Annotated in this window: 30 protein-coding genes; 14 read left to right on the top strand and 16 right to left on the bottom strand. The window is 72.4% G+C overall.

The features are described from left to right. Positions 1–44: 44 nt before the first annotated feature. The 3 genes from panB to QWM81_RS19995 all read left to right on the top strand — a co-directional run bounded on the left by panB (position 45) and on the right by QWM81_RS19995 (position 2,649). Positions 45–908 (top strand): 3-methyl-2-oxobutanoate hydroxymethyltransferase, encoded by an 864-nt coding sequence (panB, locus tag QWM81_RS19985; RefSeq protein ID WP_290113512.1) that lies wholly within the window; start codon positions 45–47, stop codon positions 906–908. Between the two features lie 143 nt (positions 909–1,051). Then, positions 1,052–1,426 (top strand): cupin domain-containing protein, encoded by a 375-nt coding sequence (locus QWM81_RS19990; RefSeq protein ID WP_290113513.1) that lies wholly within the window; start codon positions 1,052–1,054, stop codon positions 1,424–1,426. 413 nt (positions 1,427–1,839) lie between these two features. Then, positions 1,840–2,649, top strand: a complete 810-nt coding sequence (locus QWM81_RS19995; RefSeq protein ID WP_290113514.1) for a site-2 protease family protein — start codon at positions 1,840–1,842, stop codon at positions 2,647–2,649. Here the strand turns inward: QWM81_RS19995 and QWM81_RS20000 are convergent. After that, positions 2,639–2,809: a hypothetical protein gene (locus QWM81_RS20000; RefSeq protein WP_290113515.1), complete on the bottom strand. Its 171-nt coding sequence runs from the start codon at positions 2,807–2,809 to the stop codon at positions 2,639–2,641. The two genes, QWM81_RS19995 and QWM81_RS20000, sit on opposite strands and share 11 nt — an antisense overlap. Before the next feature lie 68 nt (positions 2,810–2,877). After that, positions 2,878–3,567, bottom strand: coding sequence for an NADPH-dependent F420 reductase (gene npdG / locus QWM81_RS20005; RefSeq protein WP_290113516.1), 690 nt, complete (start codon positions 3,565–3,567; stop codon positions 2,878–2,880). Between the two features lie 90 nt (positions 3,568–3,657). Here npdG and QWM81_RS20010 point away from each other — a divergent pair, with 90 nt between their 5' ends. Continuing rightward, the gene (locus QWM81_RS20010) at positions 3,658–4,263 is read left to right on the top strand and encodes a hypothetical protein (RefSeq protein WP_290113517.1); all 606 of its coding nucleotides are present in this window, start codon (positions 3,658–3,660) and stop codon (positions 4,261–4,263) included. A 130-nt stretch (positions 4,264–4,393) separates the two neighbouring features. Here QWM81_RS20010 and QWM81_RS20015 read toward each other — a convergent pair whose 3' ends face one another. Beyond that, on the bottom strand, positions 4,394–4,627 hold the full coding sequence (locus QWM81_RS20015) for a hypothetical protein (RefSeq protein ID WP_290113518.1): 234 nt from the start codon (positions 4,625–4,627) through the stop codon (positions 4,394–4,396). A 58-nt stretch (positions 4,628–4,685) separates the two neighbouring features. On the opposite strand from QWM81_RS20015, the gene map reads away from it, so the two are divergent. Both map and QWM81_RS20025 read left to right on the top strand, forming a co-directional pair. Next, positions 4,686–5,543 carry a type I methionyl aminopeptidase gene (gene map / locus QWM81_RS20020; RefSeq protein ID WP_290113520.1) on the top strand — a complete coding sequence of 286 codons (858 nt, stop codon included), beginning with the start codon at positions 4,686–4,688 and terminating at the stop codon, positions 5,541–5,543. Between the two features lie 133 nt (positions 5,544–5,676). After that, on the top strand, positions 5,677–6,342 hold the full coding sequence (locus QWM81_RS20025) for a biliverdin-producing heme oxygenase (RefSeq protein WP_290113521.1): 666 nt from the start codon (positions 5,677–5,679) through the stop codon (positions 6,340–6,342). On the opposite strand, the gene QWM81_RS20030 is transcribed toward QWM81_RS20025, so the two are convergent. Then, positions 6,332–6,994, bottom strand: coding sequence for a PhzF family phenazine biosynthesis protein (locus QWM81_RS20030; protein ID WP_290113522.1), 663 nt, complete (start codon positions 6,992–6,994; stop codon positions 6,332–6,334). The genes QWM81_RS20025 and QWM81_RS20030 overlap by 11 nt on opposite strands. Positions 6,995–7,121: 127 nt before the next feature. Between QWM81_RS20030 and QWM81_RS20035 the strand changes: the two genes are divergently transcribed. After that, positions 7,122–8,108, top strand: coding sequence for an SCO2278 family lipoprotein (locus QWM81_RS20035; RefSeq protein ID WP_290113523.1), 987 nt, complete (start codon positions 7,122–7,124; stop codon positions 8,106–8,108). A 63-nt stretch (positions 8,109–8,171) separates the two neighbouring features. Here QWM81_RS20035 and QWM81_RS20040 read toward each other — a convergent pair whose 3' ends face one another. Together QWM81_RS20040 and QWM81_RS20045 are read right to left on the bottom strand one after the other, a co-directional pair. Continuing rightward, positions 8,172–8,939 (bottom strand): bifunctional DNA primase/polymerase, encoded by a 768-nt coding sequence (locus QWM81_RS20040; protein WP_290113524.1) that lies wholly within the window; start codon positions 8,937–8,939, stop codon positions 8,172–8,174. A 303-nt stretch (positions 8,940–9,242) separates the two neighbouring features. After that, complete coding sequence (locus tag QWM81_RS20045) at positions 9,243–9,860, bottom strand: TetR/AcrR family transcriptional regulator (RefSeq protein ID WP_290113525.1); 618 nt, start codon at positions 9,858–9,860, stop codon at positions 9,243–9,245. A gap of 142 nt (positions 9,861–10,002) precedes the next feature. Here QWM81_RS20045 and ddaH point away from each other — a divergent pair, with 142 nt between their 5' ends. Further along, positions 10,003–10,848, top strand: a complete 846-nt coding sequence (gene ddaH, locus QWM81_RS20050; RefSeq protein ID WP_353938319.1) for a dimethylargininase — start codon at positions 10,003–10,005, stop codon at positions 10,846–10,848. A gap of 103 nt (positions 10,849–10,951) precedes the next feature. Here ddaH and QWM81_RS20055 read toward each other — a convergent pair whose 3' ends face one another. Continuing rightward, positions 10,952–11,464, bottom strand: coding sequence for a hypothetical protein (locus tag QWM81_RS20055; RefSeq protein ID WP_290113527.1), 513 nt, complete (start codon positions 11,462–11,464; stop codon positions 10,952–10,954). A 113-nt stretch (positions 11,465–11,577) separates the two neighbouring features. Beyond that, entirely contained in the window at positions 11,578–12,582 is a 1,005-nt protein-coding gene (locus QWM81_RS20060; protein ID WP_435372402.1) for a small ribosomal subunit Rsm22 family protein, read from the bottom strand. 145 nt (positions 12,583–12,727) lie between these two features. On the opposite strand from QWM81_RS20060, the gene QWM81_RS20065 reads away from it, so the two are divergent. Next, on the top strand, positions 12,728–14,068 hold the full coding sequence (locus tag QWM81_RS20065; RefSeq protein WP_290113529.1) for a hypothetical protein: 1,341 nt from the start codon (positions 12,728–12,730) through the stop codon (positions 14,066–14,068). Positions 14,069–14,097: 29 nt separating this feature from the next. On the opposite strand, the gene QWM81_RS20070 is transcribed toward QWM81_RS20065, so the two are convergent. Then, positions 14,098–15,675 (bottom strand): Bcr/CflA family multidrug efflux MFS transporter, encoded by a 1,578-nt coding sequence (locus QWM81_RS20070; protein ID WP_290113530.1) that lies wholly within the window; start codon positions 15,673–15,675, stop codon positions 14,098–14,100. Between the two features lie 95 nt (positions 15,676–15,770). On the opposite strand from QWM81_RS20070, the gene QWM81_RS20075 reads away from it, so the two are divergent. After that, positions 15,771–16,805: a Gfo/Idh/MocA family protein gene (locus tag QWM81_RS20075; protein ID WP_290113531.1), complete on the top strand. Its 1,035-nt coding sequence runs from the start codon at positions 15,771–15,773 to the stop codon at positions 16,803–16,805. On the opposite strand, the gene QWM81_RS20080 is transcribed toward QWM81_RS20075, so the two are convergent. Continuing rightward, the gene (locus tag QWM81_RS20080; protein WP_290113532.1) at positions 16,768–18,405 is read right to left on the bottom strand and encodes an alkaline phosphatase D family protein; all 1,638 of its coding nucleotides are present in this window, start codon (positions 18,403–18,405) and stop codon (positions 16,768–16,770) included. The two genes, QWM81_RS20075 and QWM81_RS20080, sit on opposite strands and share 38 nt — an antisense overlap. A 122-nt stretch (positions 18,406–18,527) precedes the next feature. Here QWM81_RS20080 and QWM81_RS20085 point away from each other — a divergent pair, with 122 nt between their 5' ends. Then, a complete protein-coding gene (locus QWM81_RS20085; RefSeq protein WP_290113533.1) occupies positions 18,528–19,286 on the top strand; it encodes an SDR family oxidoreductase in 759 nt (252 codons plus the stop codon). A gap of 123 nt (positions 19,287–19,409) precedes the next feature. Here the strand turns inward: QWM81_RS20085 and QWM81_RS20090 are convergent, their stop codons facing one another. Further along, positions 19,410–19,736: a nuclear transport factor 2-like protein gene (locus QWM81_RS20090; protein WP_290113534.1), complete on the bottom strand. Its 327-nt coding sequence runs from the start codon at positions 19,734–19,736 to the stop codon at positions 19,410–19,412. Positions 19,737–19,922: 186 nt separating this feature from the next. On the opposite strand from QWM81_RS20090, the gene QWM81_RS20095 reads away from it, so the two are divergent. Next, complete coding sequence (locus tag QWM81_RS20095; RefSeq protein WP_290113535.1) at positions 19,923–20,240, top strand: MazG-like family protein; 318 nt, start codon at positions 19,923–19,925, stop codon at positions 20,238–20,240. Positions 20,241–20,402: 162 nt separating this feature from the next. On the opposite strand, the gene QWM81_RS20100 is transcribed toward QWM81_RS20095, so the two are convergent. From QWM81_RS20100 to QWM81_RS20110, 3 genes are all read right to left on the bottom strand, one after another. Beyond that, positions 20,403–20,873, bottom strand: coding sequence for an SRPBCC family protein (locus tag QWM81_RS20100; protein ID WP_290113536.1), 471 nt, complete (start codon positions 20,871–20,873; stop codon positions 20,403–20,405). Between the two features lie 69 nt (positions 20,874–20,942). Further along, positions 20,943–21,134 (bottom strand): DUF6381 family protein, encoded by a 192-nt coding sequence (locus tag QWM81_RS20105; protein WP_290113537.1) that lies wholly within the window; start codon positions 21,132–21,134, stop codon positions 20,943–20,945. 3 nt (positions 21,135–21,137) lie between these two features. Beyond that, positions 21,138–21,332 carry a hypothetical protein gene (locus QWM81_RS20110; protein WP_290113538.1) on the bottom strand — a complete coding sequence of 65 codons (195 nt, stop codon included), beginning with the start codon at positions 21,330–21,332 and terminating at the stop codon, positions 21,138–21,140. On the opposite strand from QWM81_RS20110, the gene QWM81_RS20115 reads away from it, so the two are divergent. After that, entirely contained in the window at positions 21,331–21,927 is a 597-nt protein-coding gene (locus QWM81_RS20115) for a hypothetical protein (protein WP_290113539.1), read from the top strand. The genes QWM81_RS20110 and QWM81_RS20115 overlap by 2 nt on opposite strands. Before the next feature lie 125 nt (positions 21,928–22,052). On the opposite strand, the gene QWM81_RS20120 is transcribed toward QWM81_RS20115, so the two are convergent. Both QWM81_RS20120 and QWM81_RS20125 read right to left on the bottom strand, forming a co-directional pair. Further along, entirely contained in the window at positions 22,053–22,676 is a 624-nt protein-coding gene (locus tag QWM81_RS20120) for a hypothetical protein (protein ID WP_290113540.1), read from the bottom strand. 450 nt (positions 22,677–23,126) lie between these two features. Next, a complete protein-coding gene (locus QWM81_RS20125) occupies positions 23,127–23,642 on the bottom strand; it encodes a hypothetical protein (protein ID WP_290113541.1) in 516 nt (171 codons plus the stop codon). 409 nt (positions 23,643–24,051) lie between these two features. Here QWM81_RS20125 and QWM81_RS20130 point away from each other — a divergent pair, with 409 nt between their 5' ends. Continuing rightward, positions 24,052–25,401 (top strand): hypothetical protein, encoded by a 1,350-nt coding sequence (locus tag QWM81_RS20130; RefSeq protein WP_290113542.1) that lies wholly within the window; start codon positions 24,052–24,054, stop codon positions 25,399–25,401. Positions 25,402–25,518: the final 117 nt, after the last annotated feature.

A 25,518-nucleotide genomic window follows, 5' to 3' on the forward strand; every position in this document is an offset into this window, starting at 1 on the left:
GGGACGCCGTGAGGGCGCCTCGAGATGACGAAGGAGCCGTTTCCATGACGCTTCAGGCTGCCCCGAAGCAGCCCGCCGACAGCGGCAAGGCGCTGTACGGCGGCAAGGGGACTCGCCGCATCACCGTCCATGACATCGCCGCCGCCAAGGAGCGCGGCGAGAAGTGGCCCATGCTCACCGCGTACGACGCGATGACCGCGTCCGTCTTCGACGAGGCCGGCATCCCGGTCATGCTGGTCGGCGACTCGATGGGCAACTGCCACCTCGGCTACGAGTCCACCGTGCCGGTCACGCTCGACGAGGTCCTCATCCTGTCCGCCGCCGTCGTGCGGGGCACCAGGCGCGCCCTCGTCGTCGGCGACCTGCCCTTCGGCTCGTACCAGGAAGGGCCCGTGCAGGCCCTGCGGTCCGCCACGCGGCTGGTCAAGGAAGCGGGCGTCGGCGCGGTCAAGCTGGAGGGCGGCGAGCGTTCGCTGCCCCAGACCGAGATGCTCGTCCAGGCCGGCATCCCCGTCATGTCGCACCTGGGGCTGACCCCGCAGTCCGTCAACACCATGGGCTACCGGGTCCAGGGCCGCGGCGACGAGGCCGCCCACCGGCTGCTGCGCGACGCCAAGGCCGCGCAGGACGCGGGCGCCTTCGCGGTCGTCCTGGAGCTCGTCCCCGCCGAACTGGCCGCCGAGGTGACCCGCTCGCTGCACATCCCGACCATCGGCATCGGTGCCGGCCCCGACACCGACGCGCAGGTGCTCGTGTGGACCGACATGGCGGGCCTGACCGGCGGCAAGGTCCCGCGCTTCACCAAGCAGTACGCCGACCTCCGCCGGACGCTGGGCGACGCGGCGCGGGCGTTCGCCGACGACGTGGTCGGCGGAACGTTCCCGCAGGAAGAGCACACCTTCCACTAGCCACTCCCGGTACGGACGACAGCCCGCCGACTTCCCCCATCGGCGGGCTGTCGGGCTTTCCCGTGGCCCGGTCCGGCTCCGGGCGTAGCCTGGAAGAGGACTCGGAGGCTCTCCACACACTTCTCCGTCAGGAGGCGTAGATCATGGCCACGATCGTGCGCAGAAGCTTCGAATCCGCGGATGAGACCCGTCCCTTCGAGGAGGGCAAGGGCAGGCTCGATCTGCTCAACACGGACCAGGGACCGGTCGGCCGGGCAGTCTTCGAGCCGGGTTGGCAGTGGTCCAAGCACGTCAAGCCCATCGCCGGCACGGACAGCTGCCAGGCGGCTCACACGGGTTACGTCCTCAGCGGCCGGATGAAGATCGTCATGGACGACGGCACCGAGGGCGAGGCGGGACCCGGCGACTTCGTCCAGGTCGCGCCCGGGCACGACGCCTGGGTGGTCGGCGACGAGCCGTGCGTGATGCTCGACTGGGTCGGCTTCGGCGACTACGCCACCGGCGCGGCCTCCTCCTGACCCTCGCCGGGTCAGCTCCACCAGGCTGCCGGTGACCCGGTCGTGATCCGGTCGTACCCGACACCGGGTCCGCCTGGTCCGCCGGGTCCGCCGGGTCCACCGGATCCGCCCGGTCCGCCCGGTCCGCCCGGTCCGCCCGGTCCGCCGGGTCCGCCACCGTCGCCGGGTACGACGTCGTACACCCTCCGCGCCAGGTGCGCCCGGGCCGTCGATCGCCCGGCCGCCCGGCCGCCCCTTCCCACCGAGGACCCGCCTCGGGCTGGTGCGCACCCGCGCACCGGCCCTTTGCCCTTCCCGTGTCCTTCGCATGTCCTTCCCGGCCGCTCCTGGAACCCGTCCGCCCGCCCGGGGCGTTGTCCCGGCGGTCCGATACGGTCGTGTGGCACAGCAGCCCGCCAGCCTCAGGAGCCGCCATGGCCACCGCCACCACCCGCCACAGCGACCGGACGGTCAGCCCGGTCTTCCTCGGGATCGCCGCGATCATGGTGGTCACCGGATGGGCGGTGTGGACGGGCTTCTCGGCCAACCTCGGCCTGGCCGTCTTCCTGTTCGTGACGTCCGGCTGGATCGTCTCGCTGTGCCTGCACGAGTACGCGCACGCCCGCACCGCCCACCACGGCGGTGACATCACGATCGGCGCGAAGGGCTATCTGACCCTCAACCCGCTGAAGTACACGCACCCGTTGCTGAGCATCGTGCTGCCGGTCGTGTTCGTCATCCTCGGTGGTCTCGGTCTGCCGGGCGGCGCGGTCTTCATCGAGCAGGACCGTATCCGCAGCCGCGTCAAGCGCAGTCTGGTCTCGGCGGCCGGTCCGCTGACGAACGCCGTCTGCGTGGTCCTGTTCACCGCGCCGTTCTGGCTGGGCGTGCTGGACGGCGTACCGGTGTCGTTCCGCTTCGCGCTCGCGTTCCTGGCGCTGCTGGAGGTGTCGGCGGTGATCCTGAACTTCCTGCCGGTGCCCGGCCTGGACGGTTACGGCGTGATCGAGCCGTGGCTCTCGTACAAGATCCGCCGGCAGATCCAGCCGTACGCCGCCTACGGCCTGCTGGCCGTCTTCGCCTTCCTCTTCTTCGTCCCCGGAGTGCGGGACGCCTTCTTCGCGCTGGTGCACACGGTCATGGAGGGCCTGGGCATCGCGCAGTTGGAGACGTACTGCGGGTGGGACCTGTACCTCTTCTGGCAGGAGCAGAGCGCGACCTGCCAGGAGATCGTCAGCGGGTGACGTTCGTCCCGCGGCGGTGGTAGTACCACGCCATGTTCGAGGAGACGCCGGCCAGCAGCACCCACACGATGCCGAGCCAGGTGCCCTGGACGAAGGAGACCACGGCCGCGGTGACGGCGAGGACGCAGACGACGAGGGCGTACAGAGCGAGGCGGGGCATGGGGGTGGGCTCCTGTCCGGGTACGGCGTGAAACGTGCCCGTCCAGTGTCCCCCATGCCCGACCCGAGCTAGACGTCGGTCACGCGCAGCCCGGCGTGCGCCTTGTACCGGCGGTTGACCGAGATCAGGTTGGCGACCAGCGACTCCACCTGGTGCGCGTTGCGCAGCCGTCCCGCGAAGACGCCGCGCATGCCCGGGATACGGGCGGCCAGGGCCTGCACGAGATCGGTGTCCGCGCGGGACTCGCCCAGCACCATCACGTCCGTGTCGATCGCGTCGATCGTCGCGTCCTGGAGGAGCACGGCGGACAGGTGGTGGAAGGCGGCGGTCACGCGGGAGTCCGGCAGCAGGGCGGCGGCCTGTTCGGCGGCGCTGCCCTCCTCGGGCTTGAGGGCGTAGGCGCCCTTCTTGTCGAAGCCGAGCGGGTTCACACAGTCGATCACGAGCTTGCCGCGCAGTTCCTCGCGCAGCGACTCAAGGGTCCTGGCGTGCCCGTCCCACGGCACGGCGACGATCACGATGTCGCTGCGGCGCGCGCACTCGGCGTTGTCGGCGCCCTCGACGCCCAGCCCGATCCCGGTGGCGGCGGACTCGGCGCGCTCGGCGGCGCGCGAGCCGATGATCACCTTCTGTCCGGCGCGGGCGAGCCGGTAGGCGAGGCCCCGGCCCTGGTCACCGGTGCCGCCGAGGACGCCCACGACGAGGCCGGAGACGTCGGGCAGGTCCCAGGGGTCCTTGGAAGTGGTGGAAGCAGTCATGGTCTTGACACTACGTGCCGCCGCCACGTCCGGGTGACGTGTGACCGATCCGCCCGCCCGGCCCCGGCCGCCGCGGCATGATGCGGCGGCATGGACGCCGTACGAGTCGCACTGCTGCGTGAGGTCCTTGCCGGTACGGAGTGGCCCGCGGCAGCCCGCCGGTTCGCCGGGGCGCTGCGGTCATCGGTGGTGCCGCAGGGCGGCGGGCTGCTGCTGGTGGGCACCGCGGAGTACGAGCCGTGGCACCTGGCCGCGCATTTGGTGGACGAGGCGGCGTGGTCGGGCCAGCCCGAGCTGGCGCCCACGCTGGTACGGCACCGGGTGCGGCCGGCGGACCCGGCGCACCTCGCCGTGGGCCTGGGGCGGCTGGAGTCGGCCGGGCGGGGCGCGACGCTGCTGGTGGTGGCGCCGGACCGGCCGGGCGGGGCGCTGCTGGAGCGGGTCCACGACGCACGGCGGGCGGGGGCGCGGGTGCTGTCGCTGAACGGCGGGGACCGGGAGGTGCACGCGCTGGCGCACGAGGCGCTGACGGTGACGGAGGCGGACGACGTGGACCTCGACGTGGTGCAGCACCTGGTGAGCGCGGCGGCGGGCGAGAACACCCTGCCCTCTCTCCCCCGCACGGGCCGCCGCTTCCGCGACCGCCTCTCCCGCCTCACCGACCACCTGACGTCGCCGCCACCGCCGCGCTGGTGACCTGCCCGCGCTGGTGACCCGCCCGCGCCGGTAGCCCGTCCGCCTCGGCCCCGGCTGCCCACCGCGTGGAAATCCGGTTGCCGAGTCCGAGGGCGGGGCGGGGCGGCGGGGGGCGGTCCCCGGCGGGGGGTCAGTCCGTGTCGCGGGGGGTGTCCGGTGGGGTGTCGTGCCACCTGGGGTCGGTCTCCCACTGGAGGTTGCGCTCCCGGGCCGTCTCCATCGCGTGGGTCGCTTCCTCGCGGGTGGCGTACGGGCCGAAGCGGTCGGCGGCCCGGCACTCCGGACCCTCCTCCACCGTGCGGTGCTTCAGGCAGTAGTACCACTCACCGGGCTTGCCGACCGTGCGCCTCTTGAACAGGGCCATCCTGGGCTCCTTCCTCTGTCGCAATGGTGCCCCGGCAGCCCTGGTTAGACTCGCTGACATGTCTGGCCAGTCGCTGCTCGTACCTGGGGAACTGTCCCCCATCCGTTCCGTTCCCGGATCCATCCGCCGTCCCGAGTACGTGGGGAAGCCCGCCCCGACGCCGTACACCGGCCCGGAGGTGCAGGATTCCGACACCATCGAGCGGATGCGCATCGCGGGCCGCATCGCCGCGCGGGCGATGGAGGAGGCCGCCAAGCACATCGCGCCGGGCGTGACCACGGACGAGCTGGACCGGGTCGCGCACGAGTTCATGTGCGACCACGGGGCGTACCCGTCGACGCTCGGCTACCGGGGCTTTCCGAAGTCGCTGTGCGCCTCCGTCAACGAGGTCATCTGCCACGGCATCCCGGACTCCACCGTCCTGCGTGACGGGGACATCGTCAATCTCGACGTCACCGCCTACATCAACGGCGTACACGGCGACAACAACGCCACCTACCTGTGCGGCGACGTCGACGAGGAGTCGCGCCTGCTCGTGGAGCGGACCCGCGAGTCGCTCAACCGCGCCATCAAGGCCGTCAAGCCGGGCCGCCAGATCAACGTCATCGGCCGGGTCATCGAGTCGTACGCCAAGCGCTTCGGCTACGGCGTCGTCCGCGACTTCACCGGGCACGGGATCAACTCGTCGTTCCACTCGGGCCTGATCATCCCGCACTACGACTCCCCGCACGCGACGACGGTCATCCAGCCCGGCATGACGTTCACCATCGAGCCGATGCTGACGCTGGGCACGCACGAGTACGACATGTGGGACGACGGCTGGACGGTGGTGACGAAGGACCGCAAGCGGACCGCGCAGTTCGAGCACACGCTCGTCGTGACGGACACCGGTGCCGAGATCCTCACGTTGCCCTGACGCCTGCGGCGGGTACCGTTTTACCGACAGACCGTCGGGAACCCATTGACTTAGGCAAGCCTAAGCAGGAAGATCGGCGGTGGTGGCGGCCTCGGCTGCCACATCCCGTCCCCTCGGTCCCCGGAGGCCCGCCTTGGACGCACGCGCCACCGTCACCCCGTTCTCGACGCTCATCCGCACGGCATCGCACCAGCAGCACACCGAAGCGGAGAACTCGACCTTCATGAGCGATCTGCTCGGTGGCCGGCTGGGAGTGGCGGCGTACGCCCGCTACACCGAGCAGCTGTGGTTCGTGTACCGGGCGCTGGAGGGAGCCGCCGACGCGCTGCGGGACGATCCGGTCGCCGGGCCGTTCATCCAGCCGGAGCTGTTCCGCACCGCCGCGCTGGAGCGGGACCTGGCCCATCTGCGCGGCGCCGGCTGGCGTGCGGGGCTGACGCCGCTGCCCGCCACCGCCGCGTACGCCGCCCGGGTCGAGGAGTGCGCCCGCGCCTGGCCGGCCGGGTACGTCGCCCACCACTACACGCGGTACCTGGGCGACCTGTCGGGCGGCCAGATCATCCGCGACAAGGCCGAGCGGACCTGGGGCTTCGCGCGCAAGGGCGACGGCGTGCGCTTCTACGTCTTCGAGCAGATCCCCAACCCGGCCGCGTTCAAGCGCGGTTACCGGGAGCTGCTGGACCGGGTGGACGCCGACGACCTGGAGAAGCAGCGGATCATCGAGGAGTGCAGGCGCGCCTTCGACTTCAACGGGGCCGTCTTCCGTGAGCTGGGGGCCGAGTTCCCGCTCAGCGCCTGATCTCCCGTACACGGCCGCCGAGTTCGATCGTGCCGTCCGGGCCGGGAGCCGTCAGCAGTTGCGATCCCCGGCCCTGCGTGATGTTCAGCGCCCGGTTCAGGCGCGCGGTGAGCAGCAGGGCGGCCGCGCCCGTCGCCTCGTCCTCCTCGATCCCGTCGCCGCGCCCCGGGAACGCCCGCGCCCGTACGCGGCCGGCCGCCTCGTCCTCCCACGCCCACGCGTACAGCCACTCGCCCGGCGGCGGCACCTCCAGCGCGTCGACCTCAGCGGCCGCCCCGTACTGCCGCAGCGTGCGCGGCGGCGCCCACTGCGCGCGGGCGGTGATCCAGGTGAACTCGCCGTCCTGCCGCGCCCACACCTCGCCGGCCGGCGGGTTCACCACCTCCAGGTCGAGCAGCCAGGCCGCGCCCACGAGCGGATGCCCGGCGAACGGCAGGCGCACCCCGGGCGTGTAGATGTCCACGACGCCGCGCTCCGGGTCGTCCACGAACACCGTCTCGCTGAAGCCGAGTTGCTTGGCGAGCGCCTGCCGTGACGCCTCGTCCGGGCAGCCGCGGGTGTCGCGTACGACACCGAGGAGGTTGCCGTGGCGGCCATCGGGTCCGCAGAAGACGGCGAGGACGTCATAGGCACAGTTCACATCGGCGTTCACGTCGGCATTGAAGCACGCGACGGCCGGCGGGTACGGCGCCGGACGGAACAGGAGCCCGGCGTCGGGGCCCTTCCCGGTCCCGGTAGGGTTCGGACGGTCCTATGGGGGTCGAGGAGCGAGGCAACCGATGAGAAGGCTGGGTCGGGTGGCGACGGCGCTCGTGACGACGGTGCTGGCGCTGACGGCGAGCGGGTGCGTGACGGTGCACGGCGAGCTTGAGGTCATGCCGACGGCGACGAACGCCGAGGCCGAGCGGGCGCTGAAGGATTTCACCGACGCCTACAACGCGGCCGACAAGGCCTACGACCCCGCCCTCGACGCGGGGCGGGTCACCGGCGCGCTCGGGGCGATCAACCAGGCGGGGCTGAAGTCCCGCAGCATCACCAACCCCGGCGGCAACCCCGACCACCGGCCGCTGGAGCTCACCGACGCCCGGTTCGCCATCCCGAAGAAGGCGGGCTGGCCGCGCTGGTTCCTCGCGGACACCGACTCCAACCGGGACGCCGACCAGGGCGCGGACGACAACCGCTGGGTGCTCGTCTTCGTACGCAACGGACCCGACCAGCTGTGGGAGGTCGCGTATCTGACGATCCTCTCCGCCGACGGGGTGCCGAAGTTCAAGACCGACCAGGACGGATGGGCCGAGCCCGCCGAGCCGGACTCCACCGCGCTCGCGGTCGCGCCGAAGAACCTGAGCGAGGAGTACGCCTCGTACCTCCAGACCGGCAAGCCGGCGCACTTCACCGCCGGGCCGCACACCTCGCTGTGGCGGGAGGAGCGGCAGAAGGTCGCCCTCCGGCCCGGGCTCTCCACGCAGTACGTGGACCAGCCCCTGGACACCGGCGACTACGTCCCGCTGGGGCTGACGACCCAGGACGGCGGCGCGCTGGTCTTCTTCGCGACGCGCTTCTACGACCGGCAGACGGCCGCTCCCGGGTACCGGCCGAAGGTCAGCGAGGAGGTACGGGCGCTGATGACCGGAGAGGTCAGGAGCGCCCTCACCAAGGAGTGGGTGTCCAGCCAGGCGGTTCTGGTCAAGCCGGCCGGCGCGACGTCGGACCAGGTGACCATCCTGGGGCGGCTGCAGGGCGTGACGTCGGCGACGGGCTCGTAGGCGCCGGTCGGCAGCGGGCCGCGGCGGCGGTCAACGGCCGGCGGCTCCGGTCAGCGGCTCCGGTCAGCGGCTGAGGGGCCAGGCCACCGTGTGGTGGTCGTGGTCGTCGCACTGGTCCGCGTGGCGGGCGCACGCGTCGGTGAGCGCCTCCAGCAGCGTCAGCGGGTCGGGCAGCGGGTGCTCGGGGCCGCGCACCCAGTCCACGCCCAGCTCACCGGGGAGCCGGGCGGGCGGGACCAGGACGTAGGAGCCGCGGCAGTGCCAGCGCAGCCCCGGGTGCTCGTCCATCGTCTCCGGGTGGCAGTCCAGCTCGCACGGCCACCACTCGTCCTCGTCCTCGGGCGTGCCCCGGGTGGCGGTGAAGAACAGCATCCGGCCGCCTCCGCCCGTGTCGTGCGGAGTGGCGGGAGCCCCGGACTCGGCGACCGGACCGACGTCGACGCCCTCGCGGAGCAGTCGCTCCAACGCGGCGCGACCGGCCTCCAACGGAACGTCCAGGACGTCGTGGACCATGCCGGTCGCGGTGATGAAGTTGGCTTGCGGCTCGCCCTGGGCCCACCGCTCGATCTGGGCGCGGTCGGTGGTGGACTGGGTCTGCCAGGCGAAGGAGACGGGATGGCGGGCCGGGGTGGGACAGCCGACGCGTTCGCAGGAACAGCGGTAGCCGACCGGATAGGCCGCGGGGGCGAGCGGTAGTCCCGAGGCGGCGGCGGCCAGGAGCAGATCTTCGCGGCTCGGGGTGTCGGCGGCGGCGGTTTTCCTGGGGCGCCGGCGCAGCCACTGTGCGAGTTTGCTCTCCGTGCCGCGGTAGCGGCCGATCCCGTCGCCCATCTATCCCCTCACACCTCTGCCGAGCCCTGCGGTCCCTGCCATGGTCCCACCATCCTGAGTCCTCGGTGACCGGAGTCCTCAACCGGGGTGGGGCGGTCGATTCCCCGGCGCCACCGAGCCGTTCACCTTGCGGCGGTATGGGCAGATTCGCACCGCGTCAGCGGCCGCCGGGCGTGAGCGGCTACACGCGCCGGTCGCGCAGGCGTTCGCCGAGGGGGCGCGGCCCGGGGCCGGGGAGTGCCCGCGAAGCGGCGTCGTCCGCCGCAGGGCAGCGGGGACTTCGCGGACACGACCTGCGGCGGGTCATCGCGGAGCGAGGCCGTACAGGGCGTATTCGACGAGTCTGTCCGCGTACGCATGGCTGAGCGGCTGGGTGCGCAGCAGCCAGCGGTGGGCGAGGGGGCCGGTGAACAGCTCCAGGGCGATACGGAGGTCGATTCCGGCGCGGACCTGGCCCGCCTCCTGGGCGGCGGCCAGGCGCTTGGCGTACAGCTGGAGCTGCGGTTCCAGCAGTTGCTCCACGAACCGGGCACCCAGCTCGGGGTTGACCACGCCCTCGGCGGCGAGGGCGCGCGAGGGGGCCTCGAACTTCGGGTCGGTCATCTCGTCCACCGTGGCGCGCAGCACGAACTTGAGGTCCGCTTCGAGGTCGCCGGTGTCCGGGATCTCGCTGTCGGCGTCACCGCCGAGCGCCTCGTTGGCCTGCCGGCCGAGGTCGAGGAAGGCCTCAAGGAGGACGGCCGCCTTGGAGGGCCACCAGCGGTAGATGGTCTGCTTGCCGACGCCGGCGCGGGCGGCGATGCCCTCGATGGTGGTCTTGGCGTAGCCGACCTCGGCGACGAGGGCGAGGGCGGCGTCGTAGATGGCGCGGCGGGAGCGTTCGCTGCGGCGCGTGGAGTCGGGTGCCTTGGTCTCAGCCATGTCGTCAATCTAACAGCGGACCGAGGCGAGACGTTTCGTCTCATCTTCTCGCGGTGGTGCCTCGTGAACGCGCGGTGAACCACCCGTACGGTCCACTGCGCGACGGCCCCGCACGGCGCACCATGGCATCCACGCACACACCGTGCACCCAGCCGTCCGTGAGGAGCCTTCTTTGCCTCGTGACGCATCACCCCGCCGCTACCTGATGTGCCCACCCACGCACTTCAAGGTGACGTACTCCATCAACCCGTGGATGGATCCCGCGAAACCGGTCGACCTGCCGCTCGCCCTCACCCAATGGGAAGACCTGCGCGACCGCTACCGCTCCCTCGGCCACACCGTGGAGCTGCTGGAGCCCCGTATCGATCTCCCCGACATGGTGTTCGCCGCCAACGGCGCCACCGTCATCGAGGGCCGGGTGCTCCTGGCCCGGTTCGCCCACGCCGAGCGCGTGCCCGAGGCCGCGGTGCACCGGGACTGGTTCCGGGCGCACGGCTTCACCGACGTCCACGAACCCGACCACATCAACGAGGGCGAGGGCGACTTCGCCGTCACCGCCACGTACATCCTGGCCGGGCGCGGCTTCCGCTCCAGTCCCCTCTCGCACGACGAGGCGCAGGAGTTCTTCGGCCGCCCGGTGATCGGCCTGGAGCTGGTGGACCCGCGCTACTACCACCTGGACACGGCGCTGTGCGTCCTGGACGAGGCGGCCGACGAGATCATGTACTACCCGGGCGCGTTCTCGCCGGGCAGCCGCGCGGTGCTCCGCCGGCTCTTCCCGGACGCGCTGATCGCCGAGGAGGAGGACGCGGCGGCGCTCGGCCTGAACGCGGTGAGCGACGGCCGGCACGTACTGCTGCCGCAGGCCGCGGTGGGGCTCTACCGGCCGCTGCGCGAGCGCGGTTTCGAGCCGATCGGCATGGACCTGGGCGAGCTGCTCAAGGGCGGCGGCAGCGTGAAGTGCTGTACGCAGGAGCTGCGCGCCTGAGACGGTCGGGGACCGGCGCCCGCGTGGGGCGGCCGGTCCCTCTCCGCTCTGCTCTTCTCTGCTCTTCTCTGCTCTTGTCTGTCCCTCGGTCGCCCCGGTGGCGTCAGTCGTCGAGGGCGATGCGGTACGTGACGTGGCTGCCGTACAGCACGATGGTGGCCTGCCCCTCGGCGTCCGCGTACGCGCCCGTGCCGCCGGTGATGGCCGACTTCCCGCCGTGTGGCGGGCGGCCGAAGCGGTCCAGCGTGTCGGTGAGGGTGATGCTGCCGGCGTCGGTGCGCAGGACGCGCTGGCAGAGCGTGACGATGCCGTGGCGGCGTACGTCGACGGCGCTGCAGTGTGCCGTGGCGTCGCCGATCTTCTTGCCGGGCCTGCCCTTCCTGTCCTCGAACAGGTGGCCGTAGACGGTCCAGTCGGCGCCCACGCGGACCCGCTCCGGCTTGGTGTCGGTCTGCTTGACCCCGAGCCAGTTGAGGACCTTCACCTGTTCCTTGGTCTCCTTGGTGTCCTTGGGCGTGGGGACGGGCGCGGCGTGCGCGGTGGCGGTGAGCGTGAGCGTCGCGGTGGCGGCGGTCAGCACGCCGACGGCCAGCCGCCGGACTCGGGTGCGGAGCATGGGACCTCCAGGGGAGTTGGGGGGCGGAAACGAGCCCACCTCAACTCCCCCGGGCCCCGAAGGCAATTGCCACGGGCACGACATCACCCGCCCGGTGGCACGGTGTCACCCCGTCAGCGGGGCGGCCACTGGTCCCCCCAGGCGGCGTCGCGGGCCGCCTTGTACAGCGGGCCGTGCCGCTTGGTCACCGTCTCACGGCGCAGAGCGTCGTCCTCGGTGCACAGCTCCAGCAGTACCTGGCCCTTGCGGATCTGCGGCTTTCGGGTCACCCGGGCGGGGGCCGGCGTCACGGGGAACCGGGTCGCCACGACGTAGCTGAACTTCTCGTCCTCGTACGCCAGCGAGCCGCCCTTGACCTGGCGGTGGAGCGAGGAGCGGCTGACGCGGGCGGCGAAGTGGCACCAGTCCGCGCCCGGCTCGATGGGGCAGGCGCCGCTGTGCGGGCAGGGTGCGGCGATCCGCAGGCCGGCCGCGACGAGCCGGTCGCGGGCGGCGACGATCCGCTCGTAGCCGTCGGGGGTGCCGGGTTCGACGATCACGACGGCCTGGGCGGCCCGCGCGGCCTCGGTGACGACGGCGGTACGGTCCTGCTCGGTGAGCTCCTTGAGGACGTAGGAGATGGTGACGAGATCACCGCTCTCGATCCGCAGCGCCGCACTGATGCGTGAGCGGTGCCAGGTGGCGGCGCGCAGGGAGGGTATCCCCGAGGCGGCCGCCAGCTCCCGTCCCAGCGCGAGGGCGGGCTCGGCCCAGTCGAGGACGGTCGTACGCGGCGCCTCCGGCTGCTCCCACGCCTCGGCGACCGCCCAGCTCGCCGCCCCGGTCCCGCCACCGATGTCGGTGTGCGTGCCCGGCACCCACTCCGGCGCCGCGTCCCGCAGCGCCGCGAGCGCCGCCCGTACCGCCTCGAACGTCGCGGGCATCCGGTACGCGGCGTACGCGGCCACGTCCGACCGGTCGCGCAGCACGGGCGCGTCGGTGGGGGTCGTACCCCGGTAGTTGGCGATCAGCCGGCCGGTGGCCTGGGCGGCCTGTGTCGGCGGCAGCCCGTCGAGCAGCCCGGCGAGGGCGCCGCGCAGGGCTTCCGAAGCGGAGAGGGAGACGTTCACCCGCCCCATCGTAGGCGCCGCCCGGGGCCTCACGGCCGCCGTCCCGGCGGGGTGCGGGGGCGGTCGTGAACCACTCGGCGCCCCGGGGCAGTTGCTAGGCTGGCCGACCATTGATCCGGTGGCCGTGCTCACTGGCCGTGCTCACGGGGGGACCATGAGGCAGAGGATCGTGCGCATGGCCCTGGTGGCCGGCGTGGCCGTTTCGGCGCTGCTGGTCCTGCTCGCGACCTGCGGGACCGGTGGGACGGATGCGACCGGTGGCGCCGGTGGCACCGGCCAGAGCACCGGGCAGAGCACCGGGCAGCCGGGCCGCGTGCGTGCCGCCCCGGTCACGCGGCTCACCGTTCCCGCCGCGTACGACACCTCACGGGGCTGGGAGGTGACCGGTCTGTCGCCCCAGTACGTCATCGCCCGCCCCAGCGGGACGATCGCCTACCTGGAGCGCGCCGGCGACGCCCGGTACCGCCTGCGCACCCTCGACCCCCGGACCGGCCGGCCCGGCTGGGCGGGCGCGCCGTGGCGGCCGCTCGGCGATCCCGAGGTCTTCCCCGGCCTGCTGGCGATCACCACGGACGACCGGCAGTTCTTCGTGACGTGGTCGTACGGGAGGACCGGCGACGACCCGCTGACGACCGCCGGCAGCCTGGTCTCGCTCGACCTGTACGACGCGGCCGACGGCGCCCGCCGACGGGTGGAGGTGCCATGGGCCGACGTACCGATAGTGACCGGCACCGGCCCGGCCGTGCTGATCAGCGACGGCCGCACCAGGAGCGCGGTCGTCGCCCCGGACACCGGCGAGGTGAGCACGGTCCCGGCGCGGCGCCTCGGCCACCCCAAGGGCTGCGCGGCCTGCCGGCAGCTGACCGCCGTGCGCGGGGTGACGCCGAAGGGGCTGCTGGTGAGCGGCGCGCGGGGGTTCTGGGTGCCGGGCGGCTGGTTCAGCCGCGACCGGGCTCCGGCGGGCGCTGACCCGGCGACGGGGGTGCCCGCCTCCGTCACGTACGGGCACATCCTCGCCCGCTGGCAGCAGCGGAAGGGCGCGGCGCGGGCCGCCACGCATGACATCTGGGCGGTTCACCACGCACGGACCGGGAAGCCGCTGGTGAAGGCGGAGTGCCGTAGGCCGGCGATCGAACCGGGCGAGTACCCGCAGGCGGTGGTGTCGCCGGGCGGCCGCTATGTGATCGCCGGGAACCTCGCGTTCGACCTGGACGCACGTACCGGCCGCTGCTTCGAGGAGGCGGACGGTTCCAAGCCGCTCACGCTGACCACCGTCACCGACGCGGGCGTGGCGTACGGCGCGAGCAGCGCCCGCAGCGCGGCGGACGCCCTGGCCGGCGGGGGCGACCCGGTCGCCGTCGACCTGGCGACCGGTGTGCCCGAGGCGCTCGCGGCGAACGTACGGCTCCCGGCGGCGGAGGTGGCCGGGGTCGGCCTGTTCCCCTGGACGGACACGCGGGACCGGGTGCACCTGACCGGATACCGGCGGCGCTAGCTGTACTGACTCCTGTGCTGACTCCCGCACTAACGCCTGTGCTGACTCCTGTGCTGACTCCTGTGCTGACTACGCCACGGGCGGCACAGGCCCAGGAAGCAGGCCACCGCGCCCAGCGCGCAGGCCAGTTGGACCACGGCCATCGGGACCGCCGTGGCCTCGCCCGCGATGCCGACGAGCGGTGAGGCCACCGCGCCGATGAGGAACGAGGACGTACCCAGCAGCGCCGACGCCGAGCCCGCCGCGTGCGGGGTGCGCATCAGGGCCTGGGCGTTGGTGTTGGGCATCGCGAGGCCCATCGCGGACATCAGGACGAACAGCCCGGCGGCGACCGGCACCAGGCCGACGTCGCCGAAGACCCCGCTGGTCATCAGCAGCAGCGCACCGGCCGCCAGCGTGATCACACCGAGCCCGAAGCCCAGCGCCTTGTCCAGGCTGACCCGGCCCACCAGCAGCCTGCCGTTGATCTGGCCGACCGCGACGAGGCCGATGGAATTGATCCCGAAGAGCAGGCTGAAGGTCTGCGGCGAGGCGCCGTAGATCTCCTGGACCACGAACGGCGAGGCGGACACGTACGCGAACAGCGCGGCGAAGGCGAGCGATCCGGCCAGCATGTAGCCGGAGAAGACCCGGTCGGCGAGCAGTCCGCGCATCGTACGCAGCGCCTCGCCGACCCCGCCGCCGTGGCGCCGCTCCGGTGCGAGCGTCTCCCCCAGCCACTTCCACACCACCAGCGTGAGCAGCACGCCGACGACGGTGAGGACGTGGAAGACGCCGCGCCAGTCGGTGATCCGCAGCACCTGTCCGCCGATGACCGGCGCGATGATCGGGGCGGCGCCCGAGATCAGCATCAGGGTGGAGAAGAACCGGGCCATCTCCACGCCGTCGTACAGATCACGCACCACGGCCCGGGCGATCACGATGCCGGCCGCGCCCGCGAGGCCCTGGAGCAGCCGGAAGGCGATGAGCAGTTCGACGGTGGGGGCCAGCGCGCAGACGGCGGTGGCGGCGGCGTACACGATCATGCCGATGAGCAGCGGGCGGCGGCGCCCCCACTTGTCGCTCATCGGGCCGACGACGAGCTGGCCGAGCGCCATGCCGGCGAGGCAGGCGGTGAGGGTGAGCTGAACGGTGGCGGCGGGCGCGTGCAGGGACCGGGTCACCTCCGGGAGGGCCGGGAGGTACATGTCCATGGACAGCGGCGGCAGCGCGGTCAGCCCGCCGAGCACGAGCGTGACCAGCAGCCCGACGCGGCGGGTGGCGGCGTCCTTCCCGGCGCGGGCCGGGGCCCGGGTGGCGGGTGCGGGGCCGGTGGGCGTCCGGGGCGCGGGTCCGGGGGGCGGCGTGGCTCCGGGCGACCCGCCGGGCGCGGCGAACGCGGCGGCCGCGGCGGGGTCGGTGGACGCACCGAGCCCGGCGGGGTCGGTGGACGCGGCCGGGTCGGTGGGCGTGGTGGACGCGGCCCGGTCGGTGGGCGTGGTGGACGCGGCCCGGTCGGTGGGCGTGGTGGACGCGGCCGGGTCGGTGGGCGTGGTGGGGGCCGGTATGGCGGCCTGTGAGTGCTTCGTCGGTATGTGTCCTGGCGTGCTCGGGCCGCTTTCCGGCATCTCGTCTCCTGTTCTGGGGGCCGCGCCTATGCTCTCAGCTCGTCGACAGTGGTTGAAACCTCAATTTGGGGGTTGGGATGGCGGGGACGGCGGGGATGGGCGACGGGGCCGCGCCCGTGCGGTGGGGCGTGCTGGCGACCGGTGGCATCGCGGCGTCGTTCACGACCGATCTGCTGGGGATGGCGGACGCCGAGGTCGTGGCGGTGGCTTCCCGTACGGCCGCGTCGGCGCGGTCGTTCGCCGAGCGGTTCGGGATACCGAGGGCGTACGGCGACTGGGCGGGCCTCGCCGCGGACGAGGACGTCGACGTCGTGTACGTGGCGGCGCCGCACTCGGCGCACCGGGCGGCGGCGAGGCTGTGCCTGGAGGCGGGAAAGGCGGTGCTGTGCGAGAAGGCGTTCACGCTCAACGCGCGGGAGGCGCGGGAGCTGGTAGCGCTCGCCCGGGAGCGCGGGCTGTTCCTGATGGAGGCCATGTGGATGTACTGCGGCCCGGTGATCCGGCGACTGGTGGAGCTGGTGCGGGACGGGGCGATCGGTGACATCCGGTCGGTCCACGCGGACTTCGGGCTCGCGGGCCCCTTCGAGGCCGGCCACCGGCTGCGCGACCCGGCCCTCGGCGGCGGTGCGTTGCTGGACCTGGGCGTCTATCCGGTCTCGTTCGCGCACCTGCTGCTGGGCGAGCCCGACCGCGTACAGGCCGACGCGCTGCTGTCGCCGGAGGGCGCCGACCTGAACACGGGTGTCCTGCTGGGCTGGGAGTCGGGGGCCACCGCGCTGCTGTCCTGCTCGATCGTGGCCGACACGCCCCTCACGGCGTCGGTGACGGGGACGGAGGGCCGGATCGAGTTTCCGCGCGGCTTCTTCTGTCCGGAGGGGTTCGTGCTGCACCGGGACGGGCGCGAGCCGGAGGAGTTCACCGTGGCGGGGCGGCACGACAGCCTCCAGCACGAGGCGGCGGAAGTGATGCGGTGTCTGCGGGCGGGCGAGACGGAATCGCCGCTGGTGCCGCTGGACGGCACGCTGGCGGTGATGCGGACGCTCGACGCGGTACGGGACCGCATCGGCGTCCGCTACCCGGCCGACCGCGAGGTCACGCCGGCTTCAGGCCCGGGTCGCCCGCCTCGGTGACGAACGAGGCGGCCGTCGTGACCGGGGCGCCGGGCGTGGTCACCGCCAACACCGTACGGAAGTCGGCGCGCGCCCGCTGCTCGTCGAGGGTGATCCGCACATAGCCGCGCCGCCCGTTGTAGAACTTCAGGTGCGGGTTGGCGCGGGTGAGGTTGTCCCAGTTGGCGGGTCTGTCGGCGCCGTCCCGGCCGCTGGCGATGGACGTGGCGACGAACTCGGTGCCGACGACCCGGGAGTCGGGGTTGTCGAAGTCGGCCTTCAGGTCGAACGCGTACCCGACGTGCACATCGCCCGTCAGGACGACGAGGTTTTCGATCCCCGCCGCTGCCGCCCCGTCCAGGACGCGTGTGCGGGAGGCGGGGTAGCCGTCCCAGGCGTCCATGGAGAGCTTGTAGTCGGGGGTCGGGACGTTGCGCCGCTGGGCGAAGGTGACCTGCTGCGGTACGACGTTCCAGAGCGCGTCCGACTCCTTCCACCCGTCGAGCAGCCAGCGCTCCTGCTCGGCGCCGGTCATGGTCCGCGAAGGGTCCTCGGACTCGGGTCCCGGGGTCTGCCAGCCGTCGCCGTAGGCCTGGTTGGAGCGGTACTGGCGGGTGTCCAGGATGTCGAACTGGGCCAGCTGTCCGAAGCGCAGCCGCCGGTAGAGCCGCATGTCGGGGCCGGTCGGCCGCTGCGGGGCGCGCAGTGGCTGGTTCTCCCAGTACGCCCGGTACGCGGCGGCCCGGCGCAGCAGGAACTCCTCGGGCGGTACGTCGTTCTCCGGCGTCCCGCCCGCGTAGTTGTTCTCCGTCTCGTGGTCGTCCCAGGTCACGACGAACGGGTGCGCGGCGTGGGCGGCCTGGAGGTCGGCATCCGACTTGTAGAGGCCGTAGCGCAGCCGGTAGTCCTCCAGCGTGACGGTCTCGCGGTTGAAGTGGGCGGGCAGCCGGCGGTCGGTGTAGGCGCGGGCGCCGCCGGTGGCGCCCACGGCGTACTCGTACAGGTAGTCGCCGAGGTGGAAGACCACGTCGAGGTCCTCGTCGGCGAGGTGCCGGTACGCCGTGAAGTAGCCGTCGTGGTACGCCTGGCAGGAGACGGCGGCCAGTTTCAGCTCGCCCACGCGGGCGCCGGGGCGCGGGGCGGTGCGGGTGCGGCCGGCGGGGCTGAGCCAGGCGCCGGCGCGGAAGCGGTAGTAGTACGCGCGGTCCGGGGCCAGGCCGGTCACCTCGACGTGGAGACTGTGGTCGAGCTCCGGGTGGGCGGTGGCCCGCCCGCGTCTGACGATCCGGGTGAACCGCTCGTCGCGGGCCAGCTCCCAGCGGACCGTGACGCGGGCGGCGGGCATGCCGCTGCCGGGCTCGTAGGGGCGGGGCGCGAGGCGGGTCCACAGCAGGACGGAGTCGGGCAGCGGGTCACCGGATGCCACGCCGAGCGTGAACGGGTCCTGGTCGAGCTTGCGCGCGTCGACCTCGGCGGCGTGGGCGGTGCCGGGCAGGTTCACCGCGAAGGCGAGCGCGGCCGCGGCCCCGGTGACGGTGAGGAAGCCACGGCGGCCGAAGTGACGGGCGGCGGCGCGGAGTTCGGGTGCGTGCTGGGCACTGGACCGGTATGCGGGTGTCATGGACCCCTCCCCTGGCGATGGCTGTCAGGGGCATCTCAGTAGCACCGCTTGTCGGGTGCACAACATCCACATGTCGGCCACATGAGTTCCGCGTGCCGGACTCTCCCGTACCCTGCGGCCTCATGAGCGCAGTACACGGGATCGCGGTGGTGACGGGGGCCGGCTCGGGCATCGGCCGGAGCGTGGCGCTGGCCCTGGCCGCGGACGGCTGGACCCTGGCCCTGGCGGGCCGCCGCGCGGAGCCCTTGGAGGAGACGGCGGCCCTGGCCGGGCCCGATGTGGACACCCTGTGCGTCCCGACCGACGTCACCTCCCCCGACGCGGTGACGGCCCTGTTCGCGGCCGTACGGGACCGCTTCGGCCGGGTGGACCTGCTGTTCAACAACGCGGGCAGTTTCGCCGGAGGCGGCACGCCGGTCGAGGACCTGGACTACGAGACGTGGCGCTCGGTCGTGGACGTCAACCTCACGGGCGCGTTCCTGTGCGCGCAGGCGGCGTACCGCCAGATGAAGGAGCAGTCGCCGCGGGGTGGCCGGATCATCAACAACGGCTCGATCTCGGCGCATGTGCCGCGCCCGCACTCCATCGCGTACACGGCGACCAAGCACGCGATGACGGGCCTGACGAAGTCACTGTCCCTGGACGGCCGTCCGTACCGCATCGCCTGCGGCCAGATCGACATCGGCAACGCGGCGACGGACATGACGCGCCGCATGGAGACGGGCATCCTCCAGGCCAACGGCCAACTGGCGGTCGAGCCGGTCATGGACGCGGCGGACGTGGCCGGGATGGTGGCCCACATGGCGGCCCTGCCGCTGGAGGCGAACGTCCAGTTCGCGACGGTGATGGCGACGACGATGCCGTACATCGGGCGGGGCTAGCCCGCCGGGGGGCATTGTCGGGGGCGTCGTCCCGGGGCGTCGCCGGGGGCGTTGTGGGGGGGCGTCGGCCGGGGGCGTTGTGGGGGGCGTCGTCGGGGGCGGCCGGGCCCCCACTGGCCAGGGCTACGCCTGGCCCGTTTCGAAGCGGGTCACCTTCCCGTCCTCCCCCACCATGAACCGCCACGCCGTCCGCATCTCGCCCCACGTGTCGTTGCGGTAGAGGGCGATCAGGGCACGGCCGTCGGCCTGCTCGGACTCCACGTCCATGTGGCCGTTCGAGGCGAAGATCTCAAGGTCGGCCCACTCACGCAGCTCACGGTCGGAGCCGTCGTCGGACATGGTGGCGTCCGGGCTGAGCGTGTCCCAGAAGGCCTGCCGGTCGCCGGCGTTGACGGCGGCGACGAAGGAGCGCACGGCGGGGTCGGTGAGTCGGTCCACGGGGATGGTCATGGTCTCTCCTTCGGTACGGGGACGAATGCGGGGGCGAGCGCGGGGGGCGGACGCCCCACACCCGTACACCCGCGTGCCCCGCGCCGCGTGGACCTTGCGCCACCCGTGGCGCGTCAGCCGTCCGCCGCCCGCGCCTATGCCCGCACCGCATATCATCCGGGCACGCAACAGGGGAGGTTCGCGTCCATGGACGACACCTGGGACACCGTCGACCGGCTGCTCACCTGGCTCGACGACGCGTCCGGCCGCCCGCCCGAGCAGGACGTGCTGCTGCGGATGCTGAAGCTGTCGGAGGAGGTCGGCGAGGCGGCGCAGGCGCTCATCGGGGCGACCGGCCAGAACCCCCGCAAGGGCACCACGCACACGTGGCAGGACGTGGAGTCGGAGTTGTGCGACGTGATCGTCACGGCGATGGTCGCGCTGCGTACGCTCACCCCGGAGGCGCGTCACGTCTTCAGGGCGCACCTGGACCGGATCGCGGCCCGCTCACTGGGCACGGCGTAGCGCCGTGGCCGCCGGCGTAGCGCCGTGCCCGCCCGCCCGGCACCGTGACCGCTCGCCTGGCGACCGAGCCCCACCGCGCCGACCGCCTTCCGACCGAGCCCGCGCCCACCGCCCCAGCACCGTAGGCACGACCCGACGACCGAGCCGAGCCGCGCCGACCGACTAGCGCCGCTCGACCGCCGCCGCGAGGTCCGCCAGGTCCCGTTCGACCGACCTGGCCACCGCCTTGCGCCCGAGCCCTCCGAGCGCCTTGGCGAGCAGCCCGCCGAGGCCGCCGGCCCCCGGCCGGGCCGAGAAGGCGACCCGCACCAGGGTCCGCCCCGGCTCGGTCTCGCGGATGGTGAACTCGGAGACGTAGTGCGTACCCCGCGAGTCGGCCTCCACGACATAGCGGGCCGGGGCCTCGCAGGCCGTGACGTACAGCTCCTCCGTGGTCTCCTTGCCGAGCATCCGCCGCGTCTCACGCCACCGGGTACCCGTCTGGAACGGGCCCTCCGTGAGCACATCGACCCGCTCGACGCCGGTCAGCGTCCCGGGCAGCCCGTGCAGATCGGTGAGCGCCTCCCAGACGCGGGTGCGGGGAGCTTCGATGTGCCGTTCGACGGTGACGACGGTGACCTCTGGAGTACCCATAGCTGGCATTCTCGCCCGTAAGGGAGATACCGACGAGTCAAGCCGTACGGCCGGAGGGCCACCCGGCGGCTAGACCATGGGGTCGATGTCCCGCCCGGCCAGGCCGCTCTCCTGCTCGCTCTGTTCCCTGAGCCGACGGGCCTTGTCCTTCAGCCTCTGGCGCTGCTCCGGGTCGGAGGCACGCTCGGCGGCCTGGTCCAGTTCCAGGGCCTTTTCGCGCAGCTGCCTCACACGGCCTTGGGATTTGTCCGGAACGCTCATGGTTCACTCCTTGGTTACGGGGGGGGAGGGCGGCGCCTCGCCCCGCCACCAGGGAAGCAGCGTCCCCGCCACGCCGCATCCGGAGCGGCTCCTCCGTTCGTACCAGCCCCGATGGCGGCCGTAACCGGCGCGGGCGACGGTGGTCGAGGCGTCGGCGAACCTCCGGCGCTTCTCATCGATCGCCAGGGAGTCCGCCATGTCCGAACGCAACACGGTGCTGCGCAGCCTGCACGATGTGGGGCTGGCCGCGTGGTTCGGCGGTGCCTTGATGGGCGCCGTCGGCCTGAACGGCGCAGCCCGCGACGAGGGCGGCACCTGGGCCACCACCGCCCGCATCGCCAGCAGCGGCTGGGCGAAGTGGACGCCGGTCAACGCGGCGGCGATCGGCGCGCACCTCGTCGGCTCCAGCGGCCTGCTCGCGGCGAACGCCGCCCGGGTCGTCGGCCAGCAGGGCGTGGCGACCTCCACCGTGGTCAAGACGGCGCTGACCGGCGCGGCCCTGGCCGCGACCGCGTACAGCCGCGTGCTGGGCAAGAAGATCGAGCTGGCCGCCTCCTCCGACCCCCAGGACGCGGAGAAGGCCGCCAAGCACCCCATCGACACCGACAAGGCGCAGCGCCACCTGTCGTTCATGCAGTGGAGCGTGCCGGCGCTGACCGGTGGCCTGCTCATCCTCAACGCCCTCCACGGCGAACAGCAGCGCCCGACCGAGCAGTTGCACGGCATGTGGCAGCGCGCCCGTTCGCTGGCCCCGCACATGCCCTCCGCTCCCGACTGGCACCTGATGCGCTGACGGCCGCAGGGGGCGCCTGCGGCGGAAATGGTCGTGCGAACGACGGGTGCGGCCACCGGGACAGGCAGTCGCCGGTGGCCGCACCTGGTCCTTGGCGAGGCGGTCGCCTCACCGAGGAAGAGCCTCTAGTTGAGGCAGTTGGTAACGCTCATCTGCGGGTTCAAGGGGTCAGTGCCGTCGGCGCGCACCGTGCTCGAGCCACCGCAGGTGTGGTTGACGCCCTCGGACGTGGTCAGGGAGGCGGGGCCGTGGGTGGTGACCTCAACCGTCGTGGTGGTGAGACGGATCTCCGTTTCGGTCTGCCCCTTGGTGTCCCCGCTCACGAACTTTTCGCCTGCTTTGATGGTCGTGTCGCACTGGCCGGCGCTGTAGTCCCGGAAGGAGAGCGTCGCCGTGTCGATCTCGAAGTTGTTCGGGCCGTTGCCCATGCAGCCGAAGCTCACGGTGGTGCCCAGGGCGGTCGTGATGTCGATGTTGCAGTTGCCCGTCTGGTCGTTGAAGATCAGTGTCGTGCCCTGGACGCTGGGCTTGTTGTGGCCGTTGCACTGGATCTGGATGGTGACCAGCTGACCGTTGACCGTCACGTTGCAGTTGGTCCGCACGGTCGCGTCATCACTGACGTCGACGCATCCCGTGGGCAGCGGGTCAGCCGTGGTGGTGGCCGAGGCGGTGGCCGGGAAGGCCATCAGCCCCACCACCAGCGCGACGGCTGACAGCAGTGCGCGTATCAGATGGCGTGGTGTCTGCATGGACAGCTCCTTCGGTCGGGACCGGGTTCGGTGCAGCAGTGCAGAGGGTGAACGACCGTCGCGCGAGTCAGCGCGCGCAGCCTGGCCACCGGTCGGCGTTGACGACCGATTGGTGCGAAGTACGTGACCGGCGGCTCTACTTCGACAGAAGTAAGGGGCGGACCTGCTGCGAAACAGGCGTGTTGCCACAGGCCCGTCGACCATAGGGATCACCGCCCCCACATCCGTCACCGGGCGCAGTAGTTGTACCACCCTGCGCATCCGTACGGCAGGGCGGAAACCGGCCGCGCAGGCCGACGTGATGACGTGATGAGGAACGCGTACACCGCGGGGCTGGGAGAGCGAGGGAACCGTGCCCCGGCCGATCATCATGCCGCTGGGTGCGCGGCAGAGCGGTCCGGCTGATCCGGGTCCGCCCGACCGAGGTTGGCGGGAGGCGCCCGCCCCCGGCTAGCGGGGCTGGGGCACGAGGCGCGGTCCGGTGCAGCTGGCCCGGCCGAAGGCGCCTTCAGCGGTGGCGCGTTGGACGTGCTGCCCGCGGACGGCGAGGTCACAGGCCGCTTGGCCGCCGCTCTCGCCCAGGGTGATCGCCACGGTCGGGGCTTTGCCCAGCGGTACCCGGACGGTCTTCTTCCACGGGAACGTGGCGTCCATGTCGACGGTGGCCGTGCCGAGCTCGCTGTGCACGAGATACGTGACCTCGGCCATGCCCTCGCCGGAGACCTCGTAGGTCACCTCGGCCGTGGGCACCGCGCGCGGCTCGGGCCTCTCCTCGGCGGTGTGGAACATGCCGTACCCGGCCAGGCCGCCGCAGGCGACGAGCAGCAGCGCGGCGGTCCCCACGCGCCGGCGTCCTCCCGCGCCCTCCGGCGCATCGGCGTCCGCCACTTCGGCGACCTTCGCTTCCGGGCCTTCGGTCTCTCTCCCTTCCGGCTTCGTCTTCTCGGTGGGTGTGGTGGCTGGCATGACCGGACCCGGCTTTCGGTGAGTCGGCTGAGCGGAACCGGGCGGTTATACACCGTGGCCACAGCGTGACGCGAGCGAAGGGAGGAGTCGGGCGAAGCGGCCGGCATGCCGCACAGGCTCCGCTTCACGCTGGGGGATGAAGCGGGGGGCCGAACGGGCGGTGCCGGTGGCCCTCGGGTGGGGCGCGGAGCAGCGTGGGGCCGTCGTCAGCTGGTCGTACGTTCCAGGAGGCCGCCCCGTGAGACCCGTCCCGCACTCAACGCGCCGTAGGTCCGCCCTGTCCGGCTCGCAGCGTCCCGGGAGCGCCGTCGTAGTGGTCGCCGTGCTGGGGCTGACGGCAGGGCTGGCGGGGGTGGCGGGGTGCTCCGGCGGTGGCGGCCGGGCGGCTGTGCTCGAAGGACCGCAGCCCATGGCACCCCCCGCGCAGACACTGGAGGCGATGTCGGCCAGTGTCCAGAAGCACATCGCCACGGTGTGGCCGCGGACGGGCGGCATCTGGCCGGGGGTCGACTTCAGCGAGCACAGTGTGATCCTCACCGACGGCAAGGCCGCTTACGTGCTCGACAAGGACGGCCGGAGACCTGTGTCCGTGGACACGCTGAAAAAGCGGAAGGTGGCGCTGCCGACCAGGCCCGGTTCCTTCAACCCGATCACCTGGGAGGGCAAGAAGTCCCTCATCCTGTGGCCCCGGACGCGGAACGCGACCGGCAAGGACAAGGACCCCACCGGTTTCGAGCCCGCCGATGCCGCGCTGAACACCTTCGGGCTGGCCACTCACGAGGAGTTCCACCCCTACGTCCAGCACGGCGGCTCCGCGCCCTGGCGCTCGCTCCAGCAGGCCGAGAAGGACGCCGGCCAAGGCGACCGTGACACCGTGTACCCGGTCCGGGCGGAGCCCCGTATCCAGCGGGCCATGGTCTACAACAGCCTTCTGGCCGCGTACAAGGAGCCCGACCGGCGCGCCCAGCACCTTGCCGCGGCCGCCTACTGGCAACGGACCTGGGCCAGGGCCAACCCCGACGAGGCACAGGCGTCCCGGCCCGTGGAGCTCCTGGAAGGCACCGCCAAGTATTTCGAGGTGGCCGCGGTCGCCATGGCCGAAACCGGCTCGGCCGACCCGGCGAAGACGCGCGCGCACCTGCGCGAGACCCTGCAACCGATGAAGTTGGCCTCCAAGGCGTTCGAGCCCTACGCCATCGGCGCCGCCGCGCTGCTGAACGCCGACGCCATGGGCCTGGGCAACGTCAAGAAGACCCTCACCACCACGTACACGACGCCCCTCGACCAAGTCCTCCGCGGCATCAGGCCCGCCACCAGCGCGCAGGCGCCGGCGGACGTGCGCCGGGGCATCGAGGACAACGTACGCAAGACCAACGAAAGCCTCTCCAAGGTCATCGACCCGTTCGTCAAGGCCATGGCCGACGACAGCACACCGATGCTGCTCATCCCCATCGACGCCACCTCGGAGAGTGTCGGCGCGGAGGGCTTCTACACCACCGAGGAGCTCCCCGTCACCATCATCCCCGGGTTCCGTCTCACCTTCGACAAGCTCACCAGCGGCAAGCTCACCATCAACCGGGCCACCGTGGGAATCCTCGACCTCGACGGCAAGGGCTACTACGCTCTCCCGCTCAGCCTCGACGGCACCAAGAACCGGCTCGACGACAGACGGCTCACCCTCGACACGCCCCGCATCAGCGGCACCGTCACCGTCACGACGCGCACCGACGACGGCAAGCGCAGCTACATCGCCCAGTAGGGCCCTGGGTCCGCATCCTCGACGTGTGGCTACCGCCCCGCCGTCACCGCCTGACGAGCGCCTCGCGTGCGATGTTTTCGCGCTCCCTGGAGAAGAACGGTTGCGCTTCCCCGAAAG

The sequence above is a fragment of the Streptomyces ficellus genome (genome assembly GCF_030406405.1).
GTDB classification, from domain to species: Bacteria; Actinomycetota; Actinomycetes; order Streptomycetales; family Streptomycetaceae; genus Streptomyces; species Streptomyces ficellus_B.